Source organism: Nitratireductor sp. CH_MIT9313-5, assembly GCF_037029545.1.
Lineage (GTDB): Bacteria > Pseudomonadota > Alphaproteobacteria > Rhizobiales > Rhizobiaceae > Chelativorans.
Map to the genome: position 1 here is coordinate 53,057 of NZ_JAYMER010000014.1, position 19,058 is coordinate 72,114.

At 59.4% G+C, this 19,058-nt stretch carries 18 protein-coding genes and 1 tRNA gene; 14 read left to right on the forward strand and 5 right to left on the reverse strand.

The window, feature by feature from the left end; all coding sequences use genetic code 11:
- Window positions 1-7: 7 nt before the first annotated feature.
- The 8 genes from nuoN (at window position 8) to WA367_RS07805 (ending at window position 8,562) form a co-directional block, all read left to right on the forward strand.
- Entirely contained in the window at window positions 8-1,444 is a 1,437-nt protein-coding gene (nuoN, locus tag WA367_RS07770; protein ID WP_036481128.1) for an NADH-quinone oxidoreductase subunit NuoN, read from the forward strand.
- 4 nt (window positions 1,445-1,448) lie between these two features.
- Window positions 1,449-2,276, forward strand: coding sequence for a biotin--[acetyl-CoA-carboxylase] ligase (locus WA367_RS07775; RefSeq protein WP_336057067.1), 828 nt, complete (start codon window positions 1,449-1,451; stop codon window positions 2,274-2,276).
- A 77-nt stretch (window positions 2,277-2,353) separates the two neighbouring features.
- Entirely contained in the window at window positions 2,354-3,961 is a 1,608-nt protein-coding gene (locus tag WA367_RS07780; protein WP_442935562.1) for a ribonuclease J, read from the forward strand.
- 10 nt (window positions 3,962-3,971) lie between these two features.
- Window positions 3,972-4,376, forward strand: coding sequence for a methylmalonyl-CoA epimerase (mce, locus tag WA367_RS07785; protein ID WP_336056226.1), 405 nt, complete (start codon window positions 3,972-3,974; stop codon window positions 4,374-4,376).
- 109 nt (window positions 4,377-4,485) lie between these two features.
- Window positions 4,486-4,755, forward strand: a complete 270-nt coding sequence (locus WA367_RS07790; protein WP_336056227.1) for a DUF1467 family protein — start codon at window positions 4,486-4,488, stop codon at window positions 4,753-4,755.
- A gap of 502 nt (window positions 4,756-5,257) precedes the next feature.
- Window positions 5,258-6,580, forward strand: a complete 1,323-nt coding sequence (gene proS / locus WA367_RS07795) for a proline--tRNA ligase (protein WP_336056228.1) — start codon at window positions 5,258-5,260, stop codon at window positions 6,578-6,580.
- Window positions 6,581-7,864 carry a lipoprotein-releasing ABC transporter permease subunit gene (locus WA367_RS07800; protein WP_336056229.1) on the forward strand — a complete coding sequence of 428 codons (1,284 nt, stop codon included), beginning with the start codon at window positions 6,581-6,583 and terminating at the stop codon, window positions 7,862-7,864.
- Window positions 7,864-8,562, forward strand: a complete 699-nt coding sequence (locus tag WA367_RS07805; RefSeq protein WP_336056230.1) for an ABC transporter ATP-binding protein — start codon at window positions 7,864-7,866, stop codon at window positions 8,560-8,562. Before WA367_RS07800 ends, WA367_RS07805 begins: the two co-directional genes overlap by 1 nt.
- Window positions 8,563-9,264: 702 nt before the next feature.
- Here the strand turns inward: WA367_RS07805 and lipB are convergent.
- The gene (gene lipB / locus WA367_RS07810) at window positions 9,265-9,975 is read right to left on the reverse strand and encodes a lipoyl(octanoyl) transferase LipB (protein ID WP_336056231.1); all 711 of its coding nucleotides are present in this window, start codon (window positions 9,973-9,975) and stop codon (window positions 9,265-9,267) included.
- Between the two features lie 243 nt (window positions 9,976-10,218).
- Between lipB and WA367_RS07815 the strand changes: the two genes are divergently transcribed.
- A tRNA-Leu gene (locus WA367_RS07815) sits at window positions 10,219-10,303 on the forward strand.
- A 63-nt stretch (window positions 10,304-10,366) separates the two neighbouring features.
- On the opposite strand, the gene WA367_RS07820 is transcribed toward WA367_RS07815, so the two are convergent.
- Both WA367_RS07820 and WA367_RS07825 read right to left on the reverse strand, forming a co-directional pair.
- On the reverse strand, window positions 10,367-10,771 hold the full coding sequence (locus WA367_RS07820) for a hypothetical protein (protein ID WP_336056232.1): 405 nt from the start codon (window positions 10,769-10,771) through the stop codon (window positions 10,367-10,369).
- A 73-nt stretch (window positions 10,772-10,844) separates the two neighbouring features.
- Window positions 10,845-11,444, reverse strand: a complete 600-nt coding sequence (locus WA367_RS07825) for a hypothetical protein (protein WP_336056233.1) — start codon at window positions 11,442-11,444, stop codon at window positions 10,845-10,847.
- 200 nt (window positions 11,445-11,644) lie between these two features.
- On the opposite strand from WA367_RS07825, the gene mgtE reads away from it, so the two are divergent.
- From mgtE to WA367_RS07845, 4 genes are all read left to right on the forward strand, one after another.
- Window positions 11,645-13,036 carry a magnesium transporter gene (mgtE, locus tag WA367_RS07830; RefSeq protein WP_336057068.1) on the forward strand — a complete coding sequence of 464 codons (1,392 nt, stop codon included), beginning with the start codon at window positions 11,645-11,647 and terminating at the stop codon, window positions 13,034-13,036.
- 163 nt (window positions 13,037-13,199) lie between these two features.
- Window positions 13,200-13,586 (forward strand): MerR family transcriptional regulator, encoded by a 387-nt coding sequence (locus WA367_RS07835; RefSeq protein WP_336056234.1) that lies wholly within the window; start codon window positions 13,200-13,202, stop codon window positions 13,584-13,586.
- Between the two features lie 136 nt (window positions 13,587-13,722).
- Window positions 13,723-14,850 (forward strand): GGDEF domain-containing protein, encoded by a 1,128-nt coding sequence (locus WA367_RS07840; protein WP_336056235.1) that lies wholly within the window; start codon window positions 13,723-13,725, stop codon window positions 14,848-14,850.
- Between the two features lie 113 nt (window positions 14,851-14,963).
- Window positions 14,964-15,620, forward strand: a complete 657-nt coding sequence (locus WA367_RS07845) for an OmpA family protein (protein WP_336056236.1) — start codon at window positions 14,964-14,966, stop codon at window positions 15,618-15,620.
- A 76-nt stretch (window positions 15,621-15,696) separates the two neighbouring features.
- Here WA367_RS07845 and WA367_RS07850 read toward each other — a convergent pair whose 3' ends face one another.
- Together WA367_RS07850 and WA367_RS07855 are read right to left on the reverse strand one after the other, a co-directional pair.
- Complete coding sequence (locus tag WA367_RS07850) at window positions 15,697-16,608, reverse strand: pseudouridine-5'-phosphate glycosidase (protein WP_336056237.1); 912 nt, start codon at window positions 16,606-16,608, stop codon at window positions 15,697-15,699.
- A 1-nt stretch (window position 16,609) separates the two neighbouring features.
- A complete protein-coding gene (locus WA367_RS07855) occupies window positions 16,610-17,572 on the reverse strand; it encodes a carbohydrate kinase family protein (protein WP_336056238.1) in 963 nt (320 codons plus the stop codon).
- A gap of 266 nt (window positions 17,573-17,838) precedes the next feature.
- On the opposite strand from WA367_RS07855, the gene recA reads away from it, so the two are divergent.
- The gene (recA, locus tag WA367_RS07860) at window positions 17,839-18,924 is read left to right on the forward strand and encodes a recombinase RecA (protein WP_336056239.1); all 1,086 of its coding nucleotides are present in this window, start codon (window positions 17,839-17,841) and stop codon (window positions 18,922-18,924) included.
- The last annotated feature ends 134 nt before the right edge of the window (window positions 18,925-19,058 follow it).

Below are 19,058 nucleotides of genomic sequence, written 5' to 3' on the forward strand. Positions count from 1 at the left end.
CTAGACGATGACATTTGATCTGACCTCCAGCCTGATCCTCGCCGTTCCCGAGTTGGCACTTGCCCTCGGCGCGATGCTGCTCCTCATGATCGGCGTCTTTTCAGGCGACCGAGCCGACACGACCGTGACCGGCCTTGCCGTGGCGCTCTTCCTTGGCGCCATTGCCTGGATAATTATCTTCCCGACCGAAGGCTACGCGTTTGCCGGTGCCTTCGTCTCCGACGGCTTTTCGCGCTTCTTCAAGGTGCTGACGCTGATCGGTGCGGCCGTCACGCTCATAATGTCGGTGGGCTTCGCCAAGGCGGAAAAGTTCGACAAGTTCGAATATCCGGTCCTCATCATGCTCTCGGTTCTTGGCATGATGCTGATGATTTCTGCCAATGACATGATCGCGCTCTATCTCGGCCTCGAGCTGCAGTCGCTGGCGCTTTATGTCGTTGCCGCAATCAACCGCGACAGCGCCCGTGCGACCGAAGCCGGCCTGAAATATTTCGTCCTTGGCGCGCTTTCCTCGGGCATGCTGCTCTACGGCGTTTCGCTCGTCTACGGCTTCACCGGTGGCACGCAGTTCGATGCCATTGCGGCAGCACTCAGCGGCGGTGAGCGTCAGCTCGGCCTCGTCTTCGGTCTGGTGTTCGTTCTCGCAGGCCTGGCCTTCAAGATCTCTGCCGTTCCCTTCCATATGTGGACACCAGACGTCTATGAAGGCGCCCCGACGCCCGTCACGGCATTCTTCGCCGCTGCACCGAAAATGGCAGCGGTCGCACTTCTCGTGCGCGTGACCATGAGTGCTTTCGAGCCGATCGCCGTCGACTGGCAGCAGATTGTCGTCTTCATCTCGATCGCATCCATGGTGCTGGGCGCATTCGCTGCAATCGGTCAGCGCAACATCAAGCGGCTGATGGCCTATTCGTCGATTGGCCATATGGGCTACGCGCTTGTTGGTCTTTCGGCCAATTCCGAAGCTGGTGTTCGCGCCGTTGCCGTCTACATGCTGATCTATCTGGCAATGACGCTTGGTACATTTGCCATCATCCTCGCCATGCGCCGCAACGACACCAATGTCGAGCAGGTAAGCGATCTGGCGGGTCTTTCCTCGACCAATCCGATGATGGCGACCATCATGACCATCATGATGTTCTCGCTTGCAGGCATTCCGCCAATGGCCGGTTTCTGGGCCAAGTGGTATGTTTTCCTGGCAGCCATCGATGCTGGCCTGATCGCACTCGCGGTCATTGGCGTGCTCGCATCGGTCGTTGGTGCCTTCTACTATCTGCGTGTCGTGAAGGTGATGTGGTTCGACGAATCCGCTGGCGGATTTCAGCCAATGGCAGGCGAGTTGCGCTTCGTCATGCTGCTGTCGGGTGCCTTCGTCCTGTTTTACATGCTCGTCGGCGCACCCGTCGAACTGATGGCCGAAGCCGCTGCAACATCCTTCTTCTAAGAGGCTGATGTTCACGCTCGCGCCAGAAGCCCTCGAAGCAGGCTATCGCCTGGAGGGCTTCGACGCGGTCGGTTCGACCAATGCTTTGGGACTTGAGCGGGCTGCTGCCGGTGAGCGGGGCCCGCTTTGGCTTGCAGCACTCCAGCAGACCAGCGGCCGAGGCAGGCGAGGGCGCGACTGGGCATCGCCCCACGGCAATCTCGCAGCCTCGCTGCTCCTCGCGGACGATCTCGACCCCGCCATTGCGGCCTCGCTTGGCTTCGTTGCGGGCCTGTCCTTGTCCGATGCCCTCGAAATGGCCGCACCTGAACTGCGGATGCGGATGGCGCCTGACTATGCTCAGGACGAAAATGCCCGTCCGCTGTTTCAGCTCAAATGGCCCAATGATGTTCTTGCCGACGGGGCAAAGCTTTCGGGAATTCTTCTTGAAAGCTCCATACTGCAGGATGGGCGCTTTTCTGTTGTCATTGGCATTGGCGTGAATGTGGTCGCGGCACCGGAAGGGCTGCCATATCCGGCAAGCTCGCTCGCCGCACTCGGTTCAAGTCTGAAAGCCGAAGAGCTTTTCGAAATGTTGAGCGCCTGTTGGGTGCAAAATTATCGCCTCTGGGACAAGGGACAGGGCCTGCCTGCGATACGCGATCGATGGCTTGAAAAGGCCGCAGGTCTCGGCAGCGATGTCGCCGTCCGCGTCGACGGGCGGGTCGTCCGTGGTGTGTTTGAAACCATTGACGAAAGCTGTCGCTTTGTTATCCGGGAAAATGATGGAACGCGCACGCGCATCGCAGCAGGCGATGTGCATTTTGGCGCTGTCGCCTCCGTGCGGCAATGAAGAACAGGTGAAAGAACGTGGCAAACGATAAGAACGAGCTGGTCTTCTGCCCCTTGGGCGGCGTCGGCGAAATCGGGATGAATTTCGGCCTTTACGGCTATGGCCCTCGCGACAAGCGCGAGTGGATCGTGGTCGATTGCGGCGTGACCTTCCCGGGCCCCGACCTGCCGGGCGTCGATCTGGTTCTGCCTGACACGCAGTTCATCGAGCGTGAGGTGAAGCGCCTGCGTGGCATCATCATCACCCACGCCCACGAAGATCATTATGGCGCTCTTCTTGACCTTTGGCCGCGCCTGAAGGCCGAAGTCTGGATGACCCCGTTCACCGCCGGCCTTTTGGAAGCAAAGCGCGAGGGCGAGCACAACGCACCCGACGTGCCTGTGCGCATCTTCAAGCCGGGTGAAACCTTCGATGTTGGTCCATTCTCCATCGAAGCGATCCATGTGACCCACTCCATCCCCGAGCCCGTATCGCTTGCAATCACCACCCCGGTTGGCACTGTCATCCATACGGGTGACTGGAAGATCGATCCCGCTCCATCGCTCGGCCAGCGCATTGATGAAGCGCGTTTCCGGGAATTGGGGGAGGCGGGTGTTCTGGCACTGGTGTGTGATTCCACCAACGCGATGCGTGAAGGCGAATCGCCTTCGGAAGAAGCCGTCGGCAAGGGACTGCGAGAAGTCATCGAAGAGGCGGCAGGCCGCGTTGCGGTCACCACCTTCTCCTCCAATGTCGGTCGCATCCGTTCCATCGCGGAAGCCGCCCGCGATGCAGGCCGTCAGGTGCTCGTGCTTGGCCGTTCGCTCAAGCGCGTCATCGATGTCGCGACCGATCTGGGCTATCTCGAAGGCCTGCCGCCATTCCTGCCGGAAGAGGACTTCGGCTACCTCCCGCGCGAGAACGCGGTCATTCTTTGTACCGGCAGCCAGGGCGAATCCCGCGCGGCACTCGCCAAGCTTGCACGCGACGAGATGCGCAATGTGGCGCTGACGGCGGGCGATACCGTCGTCTATTCCTCCCGTGTTATTCCCGGCAATGAGAAAGCAATTCTTGAGACGAAGAACCTGCTCATCGAGCAGGGCATCAAGATCATCGAGGATACGGACGCGCTCGTCCATGTCTCCGGACATCCACGCCGCAATGAACTCCGCCAGATGTATGAATGGGTGAAGCCCAAGGTGCTCGTGCCTGTTCACGGCGAGGCGGCGCATCTGGTGGCACATGGTGCGCTTGGCGCCCAGGCGGGTATTCCGGAAGTCGCCCAGATCCGCAATGGTGACGTGTTGAGGCTTGCGCCCGGTGCAGCCGAGATCATCGATCAGGCACCGGTCGGTCGCATCTTCCGCGATGGCAAGATCATTGGTGATGATGAGCAGGTAGGCGTGCGCGACCGCCGCAAACTGTCCTTTGCCGGTCACGTGGCGGTCAATGTCGTGCTGGATGACAAGCTCAATCTCGACGGCGATCCGGATCTCGTTGCCATCGGTGTGCCTGAAAAGGATGACAGCGGCGCATATATCGAGGATCTGATGACGGAATCGGCGATTTCGGCGGTTCGCTCCATCCCTCGCCAGAAGCGTCGCGATCTGGACCTTGTGGCGGAAGCGGTGCGTCGTGCCGTTCGTGGCGCATCCGCCCAGTCCTGGGGCAAAAAGCCGATCGTGACGGTCTTCGTCACCCAGTAGGAGAGGGCATATGATCGGGAAGCTCAACCACGTTGCCATTGCCGTTCCGGATCTCGAGGCGGCCTGCATCACCTATCGCGATGCGCTTGGTGCATCGCTGTCCCAGCGCCAGGAGCTTCCCGAGCACGGTGTCACTGTCGTCTTTATCGATCTTGGCAACACCAAGGTGGAACTGCTGGAGCCGCTTGGCGAGAATTCGCCTATAGCGCAGTTTCTGGAGCGTAATCCGTCAGGCGGCATGCACCACATCTGCTACGAGGTGCCCGATATTCGTTCCGCGCGTGATCGCCTTCTTGCAGAGGGTGCGCGGGTGCTGGGTGATGGGGAGCCGAAAATCGGAGCCCATGGTAAGCCCGTCCTCTTTTTGCATCCCAAGGACTTTTGCGGCACGCTTGTCGAACTCGAAGAGGTGTGACGGGCGGTCACGTGGCTGTTTCACCTCGCCGGTGCTAGAGCATGCCCCTGCGTCAGGACCGATCGGGTTCTGGCTTCCAATTCCACACAAGCCCATGCGGAGCTGGTGAATGAGCCTGATTTCCTTCCTCGCGGTGTTCCTGATCGTCTGGTGGATCATGCTGTTCCTGTCGCTGCCCGTGGGCTTGCGCACGCAGGATGATGAAGGCGACGTTACGCTTGGCACCACCTCCAGCGCACCCCGTGGGCGACATGTAGGCAGGGCCTTTCTGCGCGCCACGATCCTGACCCTGATCGTGATGGGCGTACTCTATGGCCTGACACGCGGACTTGGCCTGAGTTTCGACGACATTCCCAACATGGTCCCCGGGCTGGACTGATCGGCGCGGCACCTGTCCTTGCGGCTGCTGCCAGCCACGCACGCTTATTTACTCATCAGATCAGCGGGATGCAGAAGGGCAGATGATACTGCCCTTGTGTTAGTCGGCGAATGACCTTGGGCCAAAAAAAATGCAAGGCTCGAAGCCTTGCAAACTAAACGCGTCCGATCCGTTTCCGTTCATGTCACGGCGGCTGCGGGTTTCCGCGCCAGGATCTTATCCTCCCAAGACTTTGACCGCGTAGTGAAGACGGATTTTTCTCCGCCCTCTTATTGTGTGGACGAAACATAGACTCAGTTTCACGAACTTGTCACGAAAAATTTTCGCCTGTGTGCGATTGTTACGTTTTGTGATCGACATGCGCCTTATCCATTCCCAAGGCGAATGCTTCGGCCCGGTGAAGCTCGGGTTTTCAATTCGTTACGAAATCGCTAATAAGCGCAGGCTCTGTTTTATCGGGCCCATGATTCCGCGCCCGCTTCTCATGTAACGGATAATTTCGATGCGTCTGTCCCGCTTCTTCATGCCGATCCTCAAAGAGAACCCGCGCGAGGCGGAAATCGTCTCGCATCGGCTGATGCTGCGCTCGGGCATGATCCGCCAGCAGGGGGCGGGCAGCTTCTCCTGGCTGCCGCTCGGCAAGCGCGTTCTCGACAAGGTCAACCAGATCATCCGCGAGGAGCAGAACCGCGCAGGCGCGCAGGAGATACTGATGCCGACCATCCAGTCGGCCGATCTGTGGCGCGAAAGCGGGCGCTATGACGATTACGGCAAGGAGATGCTGCGCATCACCGACCGTCACGAGCGCGAGCTTCTCTATGGCCCGACCAATGAGGAGATGGTGACGGATATTTTCCGTTCCTATGTGAAGTCCTACAAGGACCTGCCGCTCAATCTCTACCACATCCAGTGGAAGTTCCGCGACGAGGTGCGCCCGCGCTTCGGCGTCATGCGCTCGCGCGAATTCCTGATGAAGGACGCCTATTCCTTTGATCTGGATTATGATGGCGCAAAAGCGGCCTATAACCGCATGTTTGTTGCCTATCTCCGCACTTTTGCCCGAATGGGGCTGAATTCCATTCCGATGCGCGCGGATACAGGCCCGATTGGCGGCGACCTTAGCCACGAATTCATCATTCTTGCCTCCACGGGCGAGAGCGAAGTCTTCTGCGACCGCGCCTTCCTCCAGATGGAGGTGCCCGACGAGAATGTGAACTTCTCCGATGACGCGGAAATCGCCGGTATCGTGGAGAAATGGACCACGCCTTATGCGGCAACGGACGAGATGCACGAAGAGAGCGAATGGTCGAAGGTGCTAGGCGAAGACCAGCTTTCCGCGCGCGGCATCGAGGTCGGCCACATCTTCCATTTCGGCACCAAATACTCTGAGCCGATGGGGGCAAGCGTCACTGGCCCTGATGGTCAGGAACATCTCGTCTCCATGGGCTCCTACGGCATCGGCCCGTCGCGTCTGCTGGCAGCGATCATTGAGGCAAGCCACGACGAGAATGGCATCATCTGGCCGGAAGCGGTCGCACCTTTCCAGGTCGCACTGATCAACATGAAGGTTGGCGACGAAGCCTGTGACGATGCCTGCGAGAAGCTCTACGACGAGCTCACCAAAGCCGGTGTCGAGGTACTTTATGACGATACCGACCAGCGCGCCGGTTCCAAATTCGCCACTGCCGACCTGATCGGTCTGCCCTGGCAGGTCGTCGTGGGCCCGCGCGGTGTGAAATCCGGCGAAGCCGAGATCAAGAACCGCAAGACAGGCGAGCGCGAAGCCCTGCCACTCGCAGATGTCGCAAAAAGGCTTGGCGCTTAAATGGCCGTGACCGCCAAACCCGGAGAAGGGGGCGGACCCTTCTCGTATTTCGAGCGGCTGGTTGCCTGGCGTTATTTGCGTTCGCGCCGCAAGGAGACGGCGGTCTCTGTCATCGCATCCATCTCCTTCGTGGGCATCATGCTAGGCGTGGCAACGCTCATTGTCGTCATGGCGGTGATGAACGGTTTTCGCGCCGAGCTGATGAGCAGGATCCTCGGCATCAACGGCCACGTGATCCTTCAGCCAACCGATCTGCCTCTGGAAGACTATGACACCCTCTCTGAGCGGCTTATGGAGCTTGACGGCGTGCGTCTGGCTATACCGTTGGTCGAGGCGCAGGTTCTTGCCTCCGGCACGCGTGGTGCATCCACGGGTGCGCTCGTGCGCGGCATACGCACCGAGGATTTCACCAAGCTGGAACTGGTGTCGGAAAATATCCGCCATGGATCGCTTGTCGATTTCGCGGCAGGCGAGGGCGTGGCCATTGGCACGCGTATGGCGCAGCGCCTGGGTCTTGCGCTCGGTGATACGATTACCCTTGTCGCGCCGGAAGGCGACGTGACCCCCTTTGGCACCACGCCCCGTGTGAAGGGCTACCCGGTAACCGCCATCTTCGAAGTCGGCATGTCGGAATATGATGCCTCCATCGTCTTCATGCCTTTGGAAGAAGCGCAGCTCTTCAACAATATGGAAGGTCGCGTGGAGCTTGTGGAAGTCTTCATCGACGATCCGGACAATGTGGATGCCGCGCGAGAGGCGATTGCCTCCGTGCTTACCCAGCCGCTCCTCATTTCAGACTGGCGTCAGCGCAACCAGACTTTCTTCTCCGCCCTGGAGGTGGAGCGCAATGTCATGTTCATGATCCTGACCATGATCATTCTGGTGGCAGCCATGAACATCATCTCCGGCATGATCATGCTGGTGAAGGACAAGGGGCACGATATCGCGATCCTGCGCACCATGGGCGCGACCAGTGGTGCGGTCATGCGCATCTTTGTCATGGCAGGTGCAGCAATTGGTGTGGCGGGAACGCTTGCCGGCTTCGTCCTGGGCACGCTCCTGTGCCTCAACGTCGAATCGATCCGCCAGTTCTTCTCCTGGCTTTCCGGCTCCACGATCTTCGATCCGGAAGTCTATTTCCTCTCCACATTGCCAGCCGACATGGATTCGGGCGAGACGGCATCGGTCGTCATCATCGCGCTTCTCCTGTCTTTCCTGGCGACCATTTTCCCCGCCTGGCGCGCCTCGCGCCTCGATCCCGTTGAAGCATTGAGATACGAGTAATGGCGACAGCCGTTCTGGAACTGAAGGCGATTGATCGCCAGTTCACCCAGGGTGCAAAGGTTCTGCGCATTCTGGAAGGTGCAGATTTTACGCTCAATTCCGGCGAGACGGTCGCACTTGTTGCGCCATCAGGCACGGGCAAGTCGACGCTCTTGCATATTGCAGGCTTGCTGGAACATGCAGATGCGGGCGATGTGATCGTCAACGGTCAACCCTGCACGGCGCTCTCCGACGAAAAGCGCACGGCCATTCGCCGCCGTGAGATTGGCTTTGTCTATCAGTTTCATCATCTCCTGCCGGAATTCACCGCGCTGGAAAATGTGATGATGCCGCAGCTCATCGCCGGTCTTTCGCCCAAAGAGGCGCAGGCGAGGGCGGTTCAGCTACTCGACTACATGAAGATCGGCAAACGCGCGGATCACCGTCCGGCAGAGCTGTCCGGTGGTGAACAGCAGCGCGTTGCCATTGCGCGCGCCGTGGCGAACGCGCCCCTGGTGCTGCTTGCCGACGAGCCGACCGGCAATCTCGATCCCGCCACGGCGGGCTATGTCTTCGAGGCGCTGGAAGCGCTGGTGCGCCAGTCAGGCCTTGCGGCAATGATCGCCACGCATAACGAGGAGCTCGCACGTCGCATGGACCGCTGCGTGACCTTGCGCGACGGCAAGATTGTCGAGATCGACGTGAAAAGCGGCCACTGACACGCTCGCCACCAAGCGCATGCTGACACATGTCGCAGATGCTGCCTCTGCGGCTGCCATGCGGTAGTGCTTGCAGCGCGCTGACAGGAGCGCTGATCGAGAGACCTCGCGAAGCTCACCCTCCTAAGGCTCCCATTGGGCTGTGCAGTGTCACGCGCCGGAGCAAAGTCTCCTGTATATGACGCTATGTCCTTGGCATCAGAGTTCGCGGCTTCGATGCCGCAAAACCTCCCCAAGCCTCCAGCGCAAATGACTGCGCTCCGGCGACAGCGAAAAGCTCGCACAGCTGACGATCCAGCACCTGTCGAAGCGCTACCACGCAGCGCAGTGTAACCCTTTGTTCACCTTGAAGCGCCCACTCCGGTTGACGAGAACAATAGAAGAACATATAAGGATCATACAAGGATCAAAAATATCTTATGCACAGGAGACACCCATGACCGACCTCATTCAGGATGTTGTTTCGCTGGTGGCTGTAAGCTCTTTCATCGTTGTCGCCGCGACCTGGATCGGCGCGCTCTAAGGAACATATTGCGCAATGAACCGCATAGCTTTCGGCAGGCGGAACGCTGTCCACTCGTATGGATTGGTTCGTTCGTCGAATCGACCAATGGACGAATGGGTTCGGTAGCGACGCAGGGAGTTGCTGTCCGGCTCAGATCAGGTGCCGGTCGCGCGCGCAGTTCAAGCCGATCTGGCAGATCAGCGTGCCGGACCGAAAATGTCCTCGAATGACTGGCGCAATGCCAGATCGTAATCTTCCATGGTGACCGGCAGCCCCAGATCAACGAGGCTCGTCACACCGTAGCCGGTAATGCCGCAAGGCACGATGCCGCCGAAATGGCTGAGATCGGGCTCCACATTCACGGCAATGCCGTGGAAGCTTACCCAGCGGCGCAGGCGAATGCCGATGGCCGCAATCTTGTCCTCCATCATGCTGCCATCGGGAAGAGGGGGCTTGTCGGGGCGCTCAACCCAGACGCCGATGCGGTCGCAGCGCCGCTCGGCCCGAATGTTGAAGCTGGCAAGGCTGTGGATGATCCACTCTTCCAGCGCCTTCACGAAGGCCCGTACATCCTCGCGGCGGCGCTTCAGGTCCAACATCACATAGGCAACCCGCTGCCCCGGGCCGTGATAGGTGAACTCGCCGCCTCGTCCAGCCTTGTAGACGGGAAAGCGATCGGCCTGCACCAGGCCGTCCGGCTTCGCGCTGGTGCCGGCGGTGTAAAGCGGTGGATGCTCGACGAGCCAGACCAGTTCCTCCGCTTCGCCTGCGCGGATCGCTTCGGCTCTCTGTTCCATGAATGTCAGCGCCGATTCGTAGTCGGTGAGCCCGGGTTCAACGCGCCACTCAACCGGCGCATTTGCGCCTTGAGGATGAAAGGTGATCCGATCCTCGGCAAGCTCGCTCATGGGGGGATTCTCCGATACTGGCTGCAGGCGCCGACATGCGTCGCGCCTCACTTGGCTGTCTCCTACTTAAGCGTTTCAACCGGTGTGTTCCAGTCCTGCAGGGGCAGGGCGAGCAGGCCGTACGACAAGGGATATCCCCAGCCGCTTCTTTTTCGAAAAATCATTCAATCTCAGGCTTGTGCGCCCTGAGCCTATTTGCTACATGCCCCTCCGTGGCCGGCAGGGCTGGCCACTTCGTTACGTGCGGTCGTGGCGGAATTGGTAGACGCGCAGCGTTGAGGTCGCTGTGGGGCAACCCGTGGAAGTTCGAGTCTTCTCGACCGCACCAACACCCTCTCCGAAGATCGGATTTTCGTCGGTGCGATGATGCGGCCGTTGGTGGTCTCGTCGTCTACTCGGCAGGCTTCATGCTGGCGGGCATGGATGCGCTTTCACTTCTGAACATGACAGCAGCGAATATCAGGACGCTCGCCAGGAGCAGCAGTGAGCCGAAAGCCGTTACTGGCTCAAGCGCGCCATAACCCAGATAAAGCATGTAAAGCGCCGGCGTCAGAAGCACGAGGCCGACAAGCCATGTCCAGAAATGGATCTGTGCCAGGCGCAGCTCTGCCTTTGCAGGGTTGAGCGCGTAATAGGCGCCGAACAGCGCGCTCGTCACCCAGCCCACCAGATTGGTATGCGCATGCGGCCCGATGACATTGTGATTGCCCGAGATTGCCATCTGCAATCCCATCACGATGCCCAGAATCAGGAAAATGATTGCGAGTTTGAAGAAGCGGTCGGCAAGCACAGGCATTTGTCGTTCCCCCAATTTTGATTGACGTGCCATGGGGTCAGTCTGCCTGCAAACCGCGCAAAAGAGAATAACCTTAGGGAAGTAAACCGTGTCGTCTATGCCTTCCCCGCTGGACGAGCGTCACGGCAATGAAGATCAGGCACAGAAATCCCGTGACCGCGGGAAAGAGCAGGGTCGTGGCGCTGAAATGTTCCAGTGCTGCCATCGCAAGCACATTGCGCGCGGTGGTGAATGCATAGAAGCCCATATTCTCCGCGAAGGGGTCATGAATGGATTTGCGGAAGGTCGGCAGGAAACCGATCACGTCGATCGTGGTCAGGATGACAACCGCCCATAGGGGATCGGCGGTCAAAGCCCAGGCGGGCAGGGCGCTGAGCCCGCTTATGAGAAAGAACCAGTCAGAGCGGGTGATCGTCACGCTGTGTCGGTGCGAATATGCAAGCGCTGCGACATAGAGTGTCACGATCCCGGCGAGGCCGATGGGCCACGCACCAGCACCGCCCCCGTCTACCAGCTGTGCCAGGAAGACGACAAATGTGGTGGAACCCCACAAGAGCCATGAGAAGACATGCGGGCGCGTGCGTCCGTCATGGATCGAGCGGATATAGGGCAGAAACGCTGCGAAGGTCAGCACCATGGCGCCGGCGCTCAATACCTCTCTCCACCACATCATGGCTGATCCTCCTTTGCGTGTATCGGGCCACAGCCATAACTTGTGTAGCAAGTACGGGTCGTGCGCCTGCGGTACGCATTCGGGTTGCTGTCGGGCTTTCTAATGGGCTAGAGGGCGCTAAGCTTGTAGGGTGAGAAGCTGCAGGTGCAGCGCAACCAACTCTCCAGTGGAGTGTGCCTTTGAACGAGAATCAGCCGGAAATGGAAGAAGCCCCAGTCGTCGAGGAAACCGGCATCTATGATGCCGACGGTGTCATCTCTTCCGATTTTCTGGCGCATATCGGCGCGGCCATCGCTGACCGTGCAACGCTTACGCTCAAAGAGGATGTAAGCTCGCTCCACCAATCCGAAATCGGCGATCTTCTGGAAGCGCTCCTGCCCGAACAGCGCCGTGCGCTAGTGGAGCTGATGGGCGATGACTTCGATTTCACCGCGCTGACCGAGGTTGATGAGGCCATCCGCCTCGACATTGTCGAGAACCTGCCTAATGCGCAGATCGCCCAGGCGGTCCAGCAGCTTGATTCCGATGATGCTGTCTACATTCTGGAAGACCTCGAGACTGAGGATCAGGACGAGATCCTGGCTCAGCTTCCTTTCACCGAACGCATCCGTCTGCGCCGCTCGCTTGGATATCCCGAAGAGACGGCCGGTCGGCGCATGCAGACCGAATTCGTGGCCGTGCCCCCGTTCTGGACTGTCGGTCAGACCATCGACTATATGCGCGATGACCAGAACCTGCCGGACAATTTCTCCCAGGTTTTCGTGATCGATCCGGGCTTCAGGCTGGTCGGCGCCGTCGATCTCGATCGCATCCTGCGTTCGAAACGCAACGTGCGCATCGAGGATGTGATGCGCGAGACGCGCCACGCAATACCGGCAACAATGGATCAGGAAGAAGCCGCACAGATCTTCGAGCAATACGATCTTCTGTCGGCGGCCGTCGTGGATGAGAATGAGCGCCTGGTCGGCGTTCTCACCATTGATGACGTTGTCGACGTAATCCAGCAGGAAGCGGAAGAAGACCTTCTGCGCATGGGCGGTGTGGGTGATGAGGAACTCTCCGATACGGTCATGACCGCTGCGCGTTCACGCGTTCCCTGGCTGCTCGTCAACCTGATCACGGCCTTTCTTGCCGCCTCCGTAATCGGTCTCTTCGATGCAACCATTCAGCAGATCGTGGCGCTGGCCGTCCTGATGCCCATCGTTGCGGGCATGGGGGGCAATGCCGGGTCGCAAACCATGACCGTCACCGTGCGCGCGCTCGCGACCCGCGATCTCGATATCTACAATGCCGGCCGCATCATTCGCCGTGAAATGGGCGTGGGGCTCCTTAATGGAGCGATCTTCGCCACCCTGATCGGACTTGTGGCAGGGCTCTGGTTCCAAGACCCGAATATTGGGGGCATTATCGCCGCCGCCATGGTGATCAACATGTTCGTTGCAGCGCTTGGCGGTATCCTCATTCCGCTTCTGCTCGACAAGGTAGGTGCCGATCCCGCGGTCGCCTCCTCGGTATTCGTTACCGCCGTTACAGATGTGGTCGGCTTTTTTGCATTTCTCGGACTTGCAACCTGGTGGTTCGGATTTCTGTGAGGCCCTTGATCCGCAGAGATGGGTGCGGGGTGCGCTCCAGGGCAAAAAACTGCGAAAAGAGCAGAACATTCGTGCAGAACCGGCCGCTTGGAGTGGCTCAGAATTGACTTTTACGTAAATCAGGTGGCACTGTCTCCTGCAAAGAGGGCAGGAAAGGCAGGGCATGCGCGAATATTACACGATTACCGAACTGACACGGGAATTCGGTATCTCCACGCGTACTCTGCGCTTTTACGAGGACGAAGGGCTGATACACCCTGTACGCCGTGGTCGCACCAGGCTTTACCGTCCCTCCGACCGCCATCTCATCCGCCAAATCCTGCGGGGGCGGCGTATTGGTTTCTCCATCAACGAGATCCGCGAGATTATACAGGTATACAAAAGCCCGCCGGGCGAGGTGGCTCAGCTCAACCTGATGATTACGCGCATCGAGGAGAAGCGCGAGACCCTGCGTCAGAAGCGCCGCGACCTTGAGGATACGCTCTCCGAGCTTGATCAGGCGGAAGAGGCGGTGGTGGAGCGGTTGGCCGAACTGGGTGTCAAAACCTGACCGGATTTGCCGTTGCACGTAACAGTGGATAAACCCGTGTGAGGCAACAACCGGGGTTAACCCATCATTAGGCAGGCTATACTAAGGTTTACCTAGGGGAAGCGAGGCGTGGCTGGTTTTTTTGCCGGCTGCGTGTTTGTCGCAGATTGCGAATGGCACGGCCATGCGCATTGTGGGGGTAGTGCTGAATATGCTGCAGGCAGCAAGCGCACGCGAAGGTAAACCTGATTTGGCATCCATGATCGTGGCGCGCATGCGCCAGATGGGGGTGACGGGGCTGCCTCGAAATTACGAGATATTCTATGCGGTAGAAACCGCCACCAATGCGGATCTCTGTCAGGAGTTCTCGCAATTGGGCGAACGACCCACCCAGCAGGCTCTTGATGAGCTGTCCCAGAAATATTTCACATCCAACAGTCGCGACCAGATCGTTCAGACCGCCCAGGATCAGGTCAGCGCGAACACTTCGGAAATCCTCGCCTTGATGGAGCGCGAGCAGACCTCCATCGAAAAGTTCTGCACCATTCTCGACAAGACGGCTGGCGGATTGGATGGCCCGAGTGCGCTATCGCGTGACGTGTTGCAGAAGGTTGTGGGCATCATGGCTGCGGCAACCCACTCCACCCTCGAACAGGGCCGTACGATCTCAAAAGCCATGCAGGAAAAGACTGCAGAGCTTGAGGCCATGAAGACCAAGCTGGCGCGCTACAAGCGGCTGGCGGAGACGGATCCGCTCACGCGGGTCTGGAACAGACGCGCCTTCGACCGCCGCATGGCGGAAATCTACAATGACGGGCGCGAAGTCATGTTCAACGCGCTGATCCTTGCCGATATCGATGGCTTCAAGGCCTTCAACGATCGCCACGGTCATCCGGTGGGTGACAAGGTTCTGCAGATGGTCGCTCACCTTATCTCGCAGAAAGTCGGCCAGAATGGCTTTGTCGCACGAACCGGCGGCGAGGAATTTGCAATCGTCGTTGATGGCAAAAGCGAGAACGGCGTCTTCGAGCTTGCCGAATTCGCGCGAACGGCCATCGCGCAGGCTGAGTTTGCCGTAGGACCAACCGCGCAGCAATTCGGCCCGATCTCAATTTCGCTTGGCGTATGCATGGCGGCAGAAGCCAGCGATGCGGAGGATCTCTACGCCAAGGCGGATCGAGCGCTTTACGCCTCGAAAAGTGCAGGCCGCAACCGCACCAGCCTCTTCTCCAAGCTGCCCAAGGGTGGCTTTGCGAAAAATTGGCTGCTCTACAAGGGCGATTGAAGCGTCTTCTTTGCCCTCTTCCCGCGCTGCATTCAGTTTTTTGCCCCAATTATGATAGAAAGCGCCTGAAACAGGGCCGTTTTGCCCCGAATCGCAGGAGAGGAAGACCCCATATGCTTAAGAAAGCCGTTGCCGTAGCCCTGATCGCGGGTTTTTCCGCAGGCTGCGTGACCTCCACGGATCCCTATACGGGCCAGCAGAAGATCTCAAACACGGCAGGCGGTGCCGCGCTCGGGGCGCTGGCAGGCGCCGGTGTGGGCCTTCTGGCCGGTGGCGATGACCGCCGCAATGCGCTGATCGGTGCCGGTATCGGCGCTCTCGCGGGTGGTTCTGTTGGCGCCTATATGGACCGCCAGGAAGCACAACTGCGCAGTCAGCTTCAGGGGACCGGTGTAAGTGTTACCCGCCAAGGCAACAACATCATCCTGAACATGCCGTCCAACATCACCTTCGCCACCGATGAAGCCAACATTCAGCCGGCATTCTACCCGACGCTGAATTCGGTCGCGCTGGTGTTGAAGCAGTATAACCAGACGCTTGTCGACGTGGTTGGCCATACCGATTCCACCGGTGACGACGGCTACAACATGGACCTGTCGCGCCGCCGTGCATCTTCTGTCGCCAACTATCTGATGGCCCAGGGTGCCGCTTCGCAGCGCTTCGAGGTCATCGGTATGGGCGAGACGCAGCCGATCGCGTCGAATGCCACGCCGGAAGGCCGCGCGCAGAACCGCCGCGTCGAGATCCAGCTGGTTCCGGTCACGCAGTAATTGCGTTTCTTAATCCCGATATGAAAAGGCCTGGCATTGCCAGGCCTTTTTGCATTCACAAGCCAGATGCTGAGGCTTAGAAGCCCGCGGCGATCCTTGCTGCCAGGCGGGCATTGTTCTCCACCAGGGCGATATTGGTTGCCAGGCTGCGGCCGCCGGTAATCTCAAGCAATCGACCGAGCAGGTAAGGCGTCACCTCCTTGCCCGAAATCTTCAGGCGTTCGGCATCTTCCTGCGCCTGCGCGATGAAGTCCGCCATCACATCCGCAGGAATTTCGTCCTTCTCCGGCACCGGGTTTGCCACCAGCATGCCGCCGCCAAGTTCCAGTTCCTGCCGCACCGAGTGGAAGCGCGCTATGGCCTTCGGCTCGTCAAGACGCAAGGGCGCGGGCAGGGGCGATTGACGCGACCAGAATGCAGGCACGACATCGCTCTGATAGCAAACCACCGGGACGCCATTGGTCTCCAGCACTTCAAGCGTCTTCGCGCCGTCAAGAATGGCCTTCGGCCCGGCAGAAACCACGATGACGGGTGTGCGCGCAAGTTCCGGAAGGTCGGCGGAAATGTCGAAGCTCGTCTCGGCACCCTTGTGGACACCGCCAATGCCGCCTGTCGCGAAGACCTTTATTCCCGCCCAGGCCGCCGCAATCATCGTGGCAGCAACCGTGGTGCCGCCATCGCGGCCTTCGGCCATTGCGAAGGCAAGATCGGCGCGCGAGAGCTTCATCGCGTCTTTTGTCTGCGCCAGCGCCTTGCGCTCATCTTCCGATAGCCCGATCTTCAGCCGTCCGTTCATGACGGCGATGGTTGCCGGTATGGCACCTTCCTCACGGACGATGGCTTCGACACGACCGGCCATGGCGTCATTTTCCGGCCAGGGCATGCCGTGGGTGATGATCGTGCTCTCAAGGGCCACGACCGGACGTCCGGCCTTGACGGCTTCGGCGACTTCCGGATGAATATCCATCAAGGCCTTGGCATTTGCCATCTCAGTACTCCTTCACATCTGAAACTGTCTGCGCCTGACCGACCTCGGCCAGCATCTGCGCGAATTGCTCTGTGTTGAATGGCGCCACGGCCTTGTCGCTCTGGATCGTGAGCGCGGAGGCTGCCAGTCCCTCCAGTAATGCATTCTCCAAGGGTTCACCGCGCATCATGGCTGCGACGGTGGCCCCGGCCAATGCATCTCCCGCACCGGTCACATCGACAATTTTATCCACTGGCGGAGGCGTGAGCGTGAATATTCTGCCGGACTGGAAGGCATGAAGCGTATGTCCGCCGTCGCTGATGACGCCGCCCTCAAGCCCGGCCTTCATCAGGCCCGCGCAAAGCGCTTCACCCGCCGGGTCGCTCTCCTGTGGAATATCCAGAAGCGCCTTCGCCTCCCGCCGGTTCATGAATAATACGGAAAGCCGCGAGAGGACGGTCCGCAACCGCACGACCTTGGCGGGTGATATGGCGATGGCAAAAACCGGTTGATCCGCGCAATGCCGCATCAGCGTGGCCAGTGCAGCTTCCGGCAGATTGGCGTCGCAGAAGATCGCATCGCTGGACGCAATCGCCTCGCGCAGCTTGGCGCGGCGCAGATTGCGCTCAAGGCACGCCTCATAGATCGCCATGTCGGCAAGCGCGACGATGACGTCGCCATTGCCGTCGAGAATTGCAGTGTAGCTTGCCGTCTGTCGATCAAGATGCGTCGCGGACAGATCGTCAAAATCCGCTTCTTCGATGGCCCGTGCCACGGCCTCACCGCCGCTGTCACCCCCGCGCACCGAAAAGAAGCGGACCGATGAGCCGCGCCGGGAAAGGGTCGAGCAGGCATTGAAAATCCCGCCGCCGACTTCCTCCCGTATCACGCCCGGATTGGAAGCTTCGGCCACATAGGGACCGATCACCCGTCCGCGCCGGTCGATATGCGCGCCACCCATGGCAAAAATGATGGGAGCATTCAAGGAACACAGGCCTCCAGGCCGGCTCGATTCGAGGTCGCTGGAGGGCCTACTATGAAGGGGCCGACAAATCCATAGGGGACAAGTTCAAATGATTCCGACCTCTCTATGGGAGCTGCATTCTGAGTACAGGAGCAGAACAAATTGGGATAACTCAATTAAAACAGATATTTACTATCTCTTGCAAAATGAGAACAAAAGAGGTACGAATAGCCAACTGAACCGATCGGCCGCAAAGGCCTCCATTGACGGGCAAGAGGTGTTGTATCATGGCTCAGAATTCATTGCGGCTTGTAGAGGACAATTCGGTGGACAAATCCAAGGCATTGGACGCGGCCCTGTCGCAGATCGAGCGTTCCTTCGGCAAGGGCTCGATCATGCGTCTGGGAAGCAAAGACCAGGTGGTCGAGATCGAGACGGTTCCAACCGGCTCTCTTGGCCTCGATATTGCGCTGGGCGTCGGCGGTCTGCCGCGTGGCCGCATCATTGAGGTTTACGGGCCTGAAAGCTCGGGCAAGACGACCCTTGCTCTCCACACGGTGGCCGAAGCCCAGAAGAAGGGCGGTATTTGCGGCTTCATCGATGCCGAACATGCTCTCGACCCGGTCTATGCCCGCAAGCTTGGCGTGGATCTGGAAAATCTCCTGATTTCGCAGCCCGATACCGGTGAGCAGGCGCTTGAGATCTGCGATACGCTGGTGCGCTCCGGCGCGCTGGATGTGATCGTGGTCGATTCCGTGGCCGCATTGACGCCGCGCGCGGAAATCGAGGGCGAGATGGGCGACTCTCTGCCGGGCATGCAGGCCCGCCTGATGAGCCAGGCGCTGCGCAAGCTCACCGCTTCGATCTCGCGCTCGAAGACTATGGTGATCTTCATCAACCAGATCCGCATGAAGATCGGCGTCATGTTCGGCTCGCCGGAGACCACCACCGGCGGCAATGCACTGAAATTCTATGCCTCCGTGCGTCTCGACATCCGTCGCATCGGCTCCGTCAAGGATCGCGACGAGGTGGTCGGCAACCAGACCCGTGTGAAGGTGGTCAAGAACAAGCTCGCACCGCCCTTCAAGCAGATCGAATTCGACATCATGTATGGCGAAGGCGTTTCCAAGCTTGGCGAGCTGATCGATCTGGGCGTGAAGGCCGGCATCGTCGAAAAATCGGGCGCCTGGTTCAGCTACAATTCCCAGCGTCTGGGGCAGGGGCGTGAGAACGCCAAGAACTTCCTCAGGGAAAATCCTGCCGTGGCCGAGGAGGTTGAGCTTGCCCTGCGTCAGAATGCAGGCCTGATCGCCGAGAAATTCCTCGACGACGCGCGCAAGGATGAAGGTCTGGACGACGCAGCCGAGGGCTGATCCTGAGCCTCCCACCAACCTGTTCATGAATGAAGGCATCGCTGCACCACCAGCGGTGCCTTCTTTTTGTCTGGAACAGTGGTCTCCACCGCGGATTTCTGGACAGTGCATTGCGCAGCCGCTAAAAGGCGGCT

What these genes read in the sequence shown, in the direction of transcription:
- proS (WP_336056228.1), top strand. Translation starts at nt 5,258, where the DNA reads ATGCGTCTGTCCCGCTTCTTCATGCCGATCCTCAAAGAGAACCCGCGC.
- recA (WP_336056239.1), top strand. Translation starts at nt 17,839, where the DNA reads ATGGCTCAGAATTCATTGCGGCTTGTAGAGGACAATTCGGTGGACAAA.
- mgtE (WP_336057068.1), top strand. Translation starts at nt 11,645, where the DNA reads ATGGAAGAAGCCCCAGTCGTCGAGGAAACCGGCATCTATGATGCCGAC.
- WA367_RS07850 (WP_336056237.1), bottom strand. Translation starts at nt 16,608, where the DNA reads ATGGCAAATGCCAAGGCCTTGATGGATATTCATCCGGAAGTCGCCGAA.
- WA367_RS07820 (WP_336056232.1), bottom strand. Translation starts at nt 10,771, where the DNA reads ATGCCTGTGCTTGCCGACCGCTTCTTCAAACTCGCAATCATTTTCCTG.
- WA367_RS07845 (WP_336056236.1), top strand. Translation starts at nt 14,964, where the DNA reads ATGCTTAAGAAAGCCGTTGCCGTAGCCCTGATCGCGGGTTTTTCCGCA.
- WA367_RS07780 (WP_442935562.1), top strand. Translation starts at nt 2,354, where the DNA reads ATGAATTTCGGCCTTTACGGCTATGGCCCTCGCGACAAGCGCGAGTGG.
- lipB (WP_336056231.1), bottom strand. Translation starts at nt 9,975, where the DNA reads ATGAGCGAGCTTGCCGAGGATCGGATCACCTTTCATCCTCAAGGCGCA.
- WA367_RS07805 (WP_336056230.1), top strand. Translation starts at nt 7,864, where the DNA reads ATGGCGACAGCCGTTCTGGAACTGAAGGCGATTGATCGCCAGTTCACC.
- WA367_RS07825 (WP_336056233.1), bottom strand. Translation starts at nt 11,444, where the DNA reads ATGATGTGGTGGAGAGAGGTATTGAGCGCCGGCGCCATGGTGCTGACC.
- nuoN (WP_036481128.1), top strand. Translation starts at nt 8, where the DNA reads ATGACATTTGATCTGACCTCCAGCCTGATCCTCGCCGTTCCCGAGTTG.
- WA367_RS07800 (WP_336056229.1), top strand. Translation starts at nt 6,581, where the DNA reads ATGGCCGTGACCGCCAAACCCGGAGAAGGGGGCGGACCCTTCTCGTAT.
- WA367_RS07790 (WP_336056227.1), top strand. Translation starts at nt 4,486, where the DNA reads ATGAGCCTGATTTCCTTCCTCGCGGTGTTCCTGATCGTCTGGTGGATC.
- mce (WP_336056226.1), top strand. Translation starts at nt 3,972, where the DNA reads ATGATCGGGAAGCTCAACCACGTTGCCATTGCCGTTCCGGATCTCGAG.
- WA367_RS07835 (WP_336056234.1), top strand. Translation starts at nt 13,200, where the DNA reads ATGCGCGAATATTACACGATTACCGAACTGACACGGGAATTCGGTATC.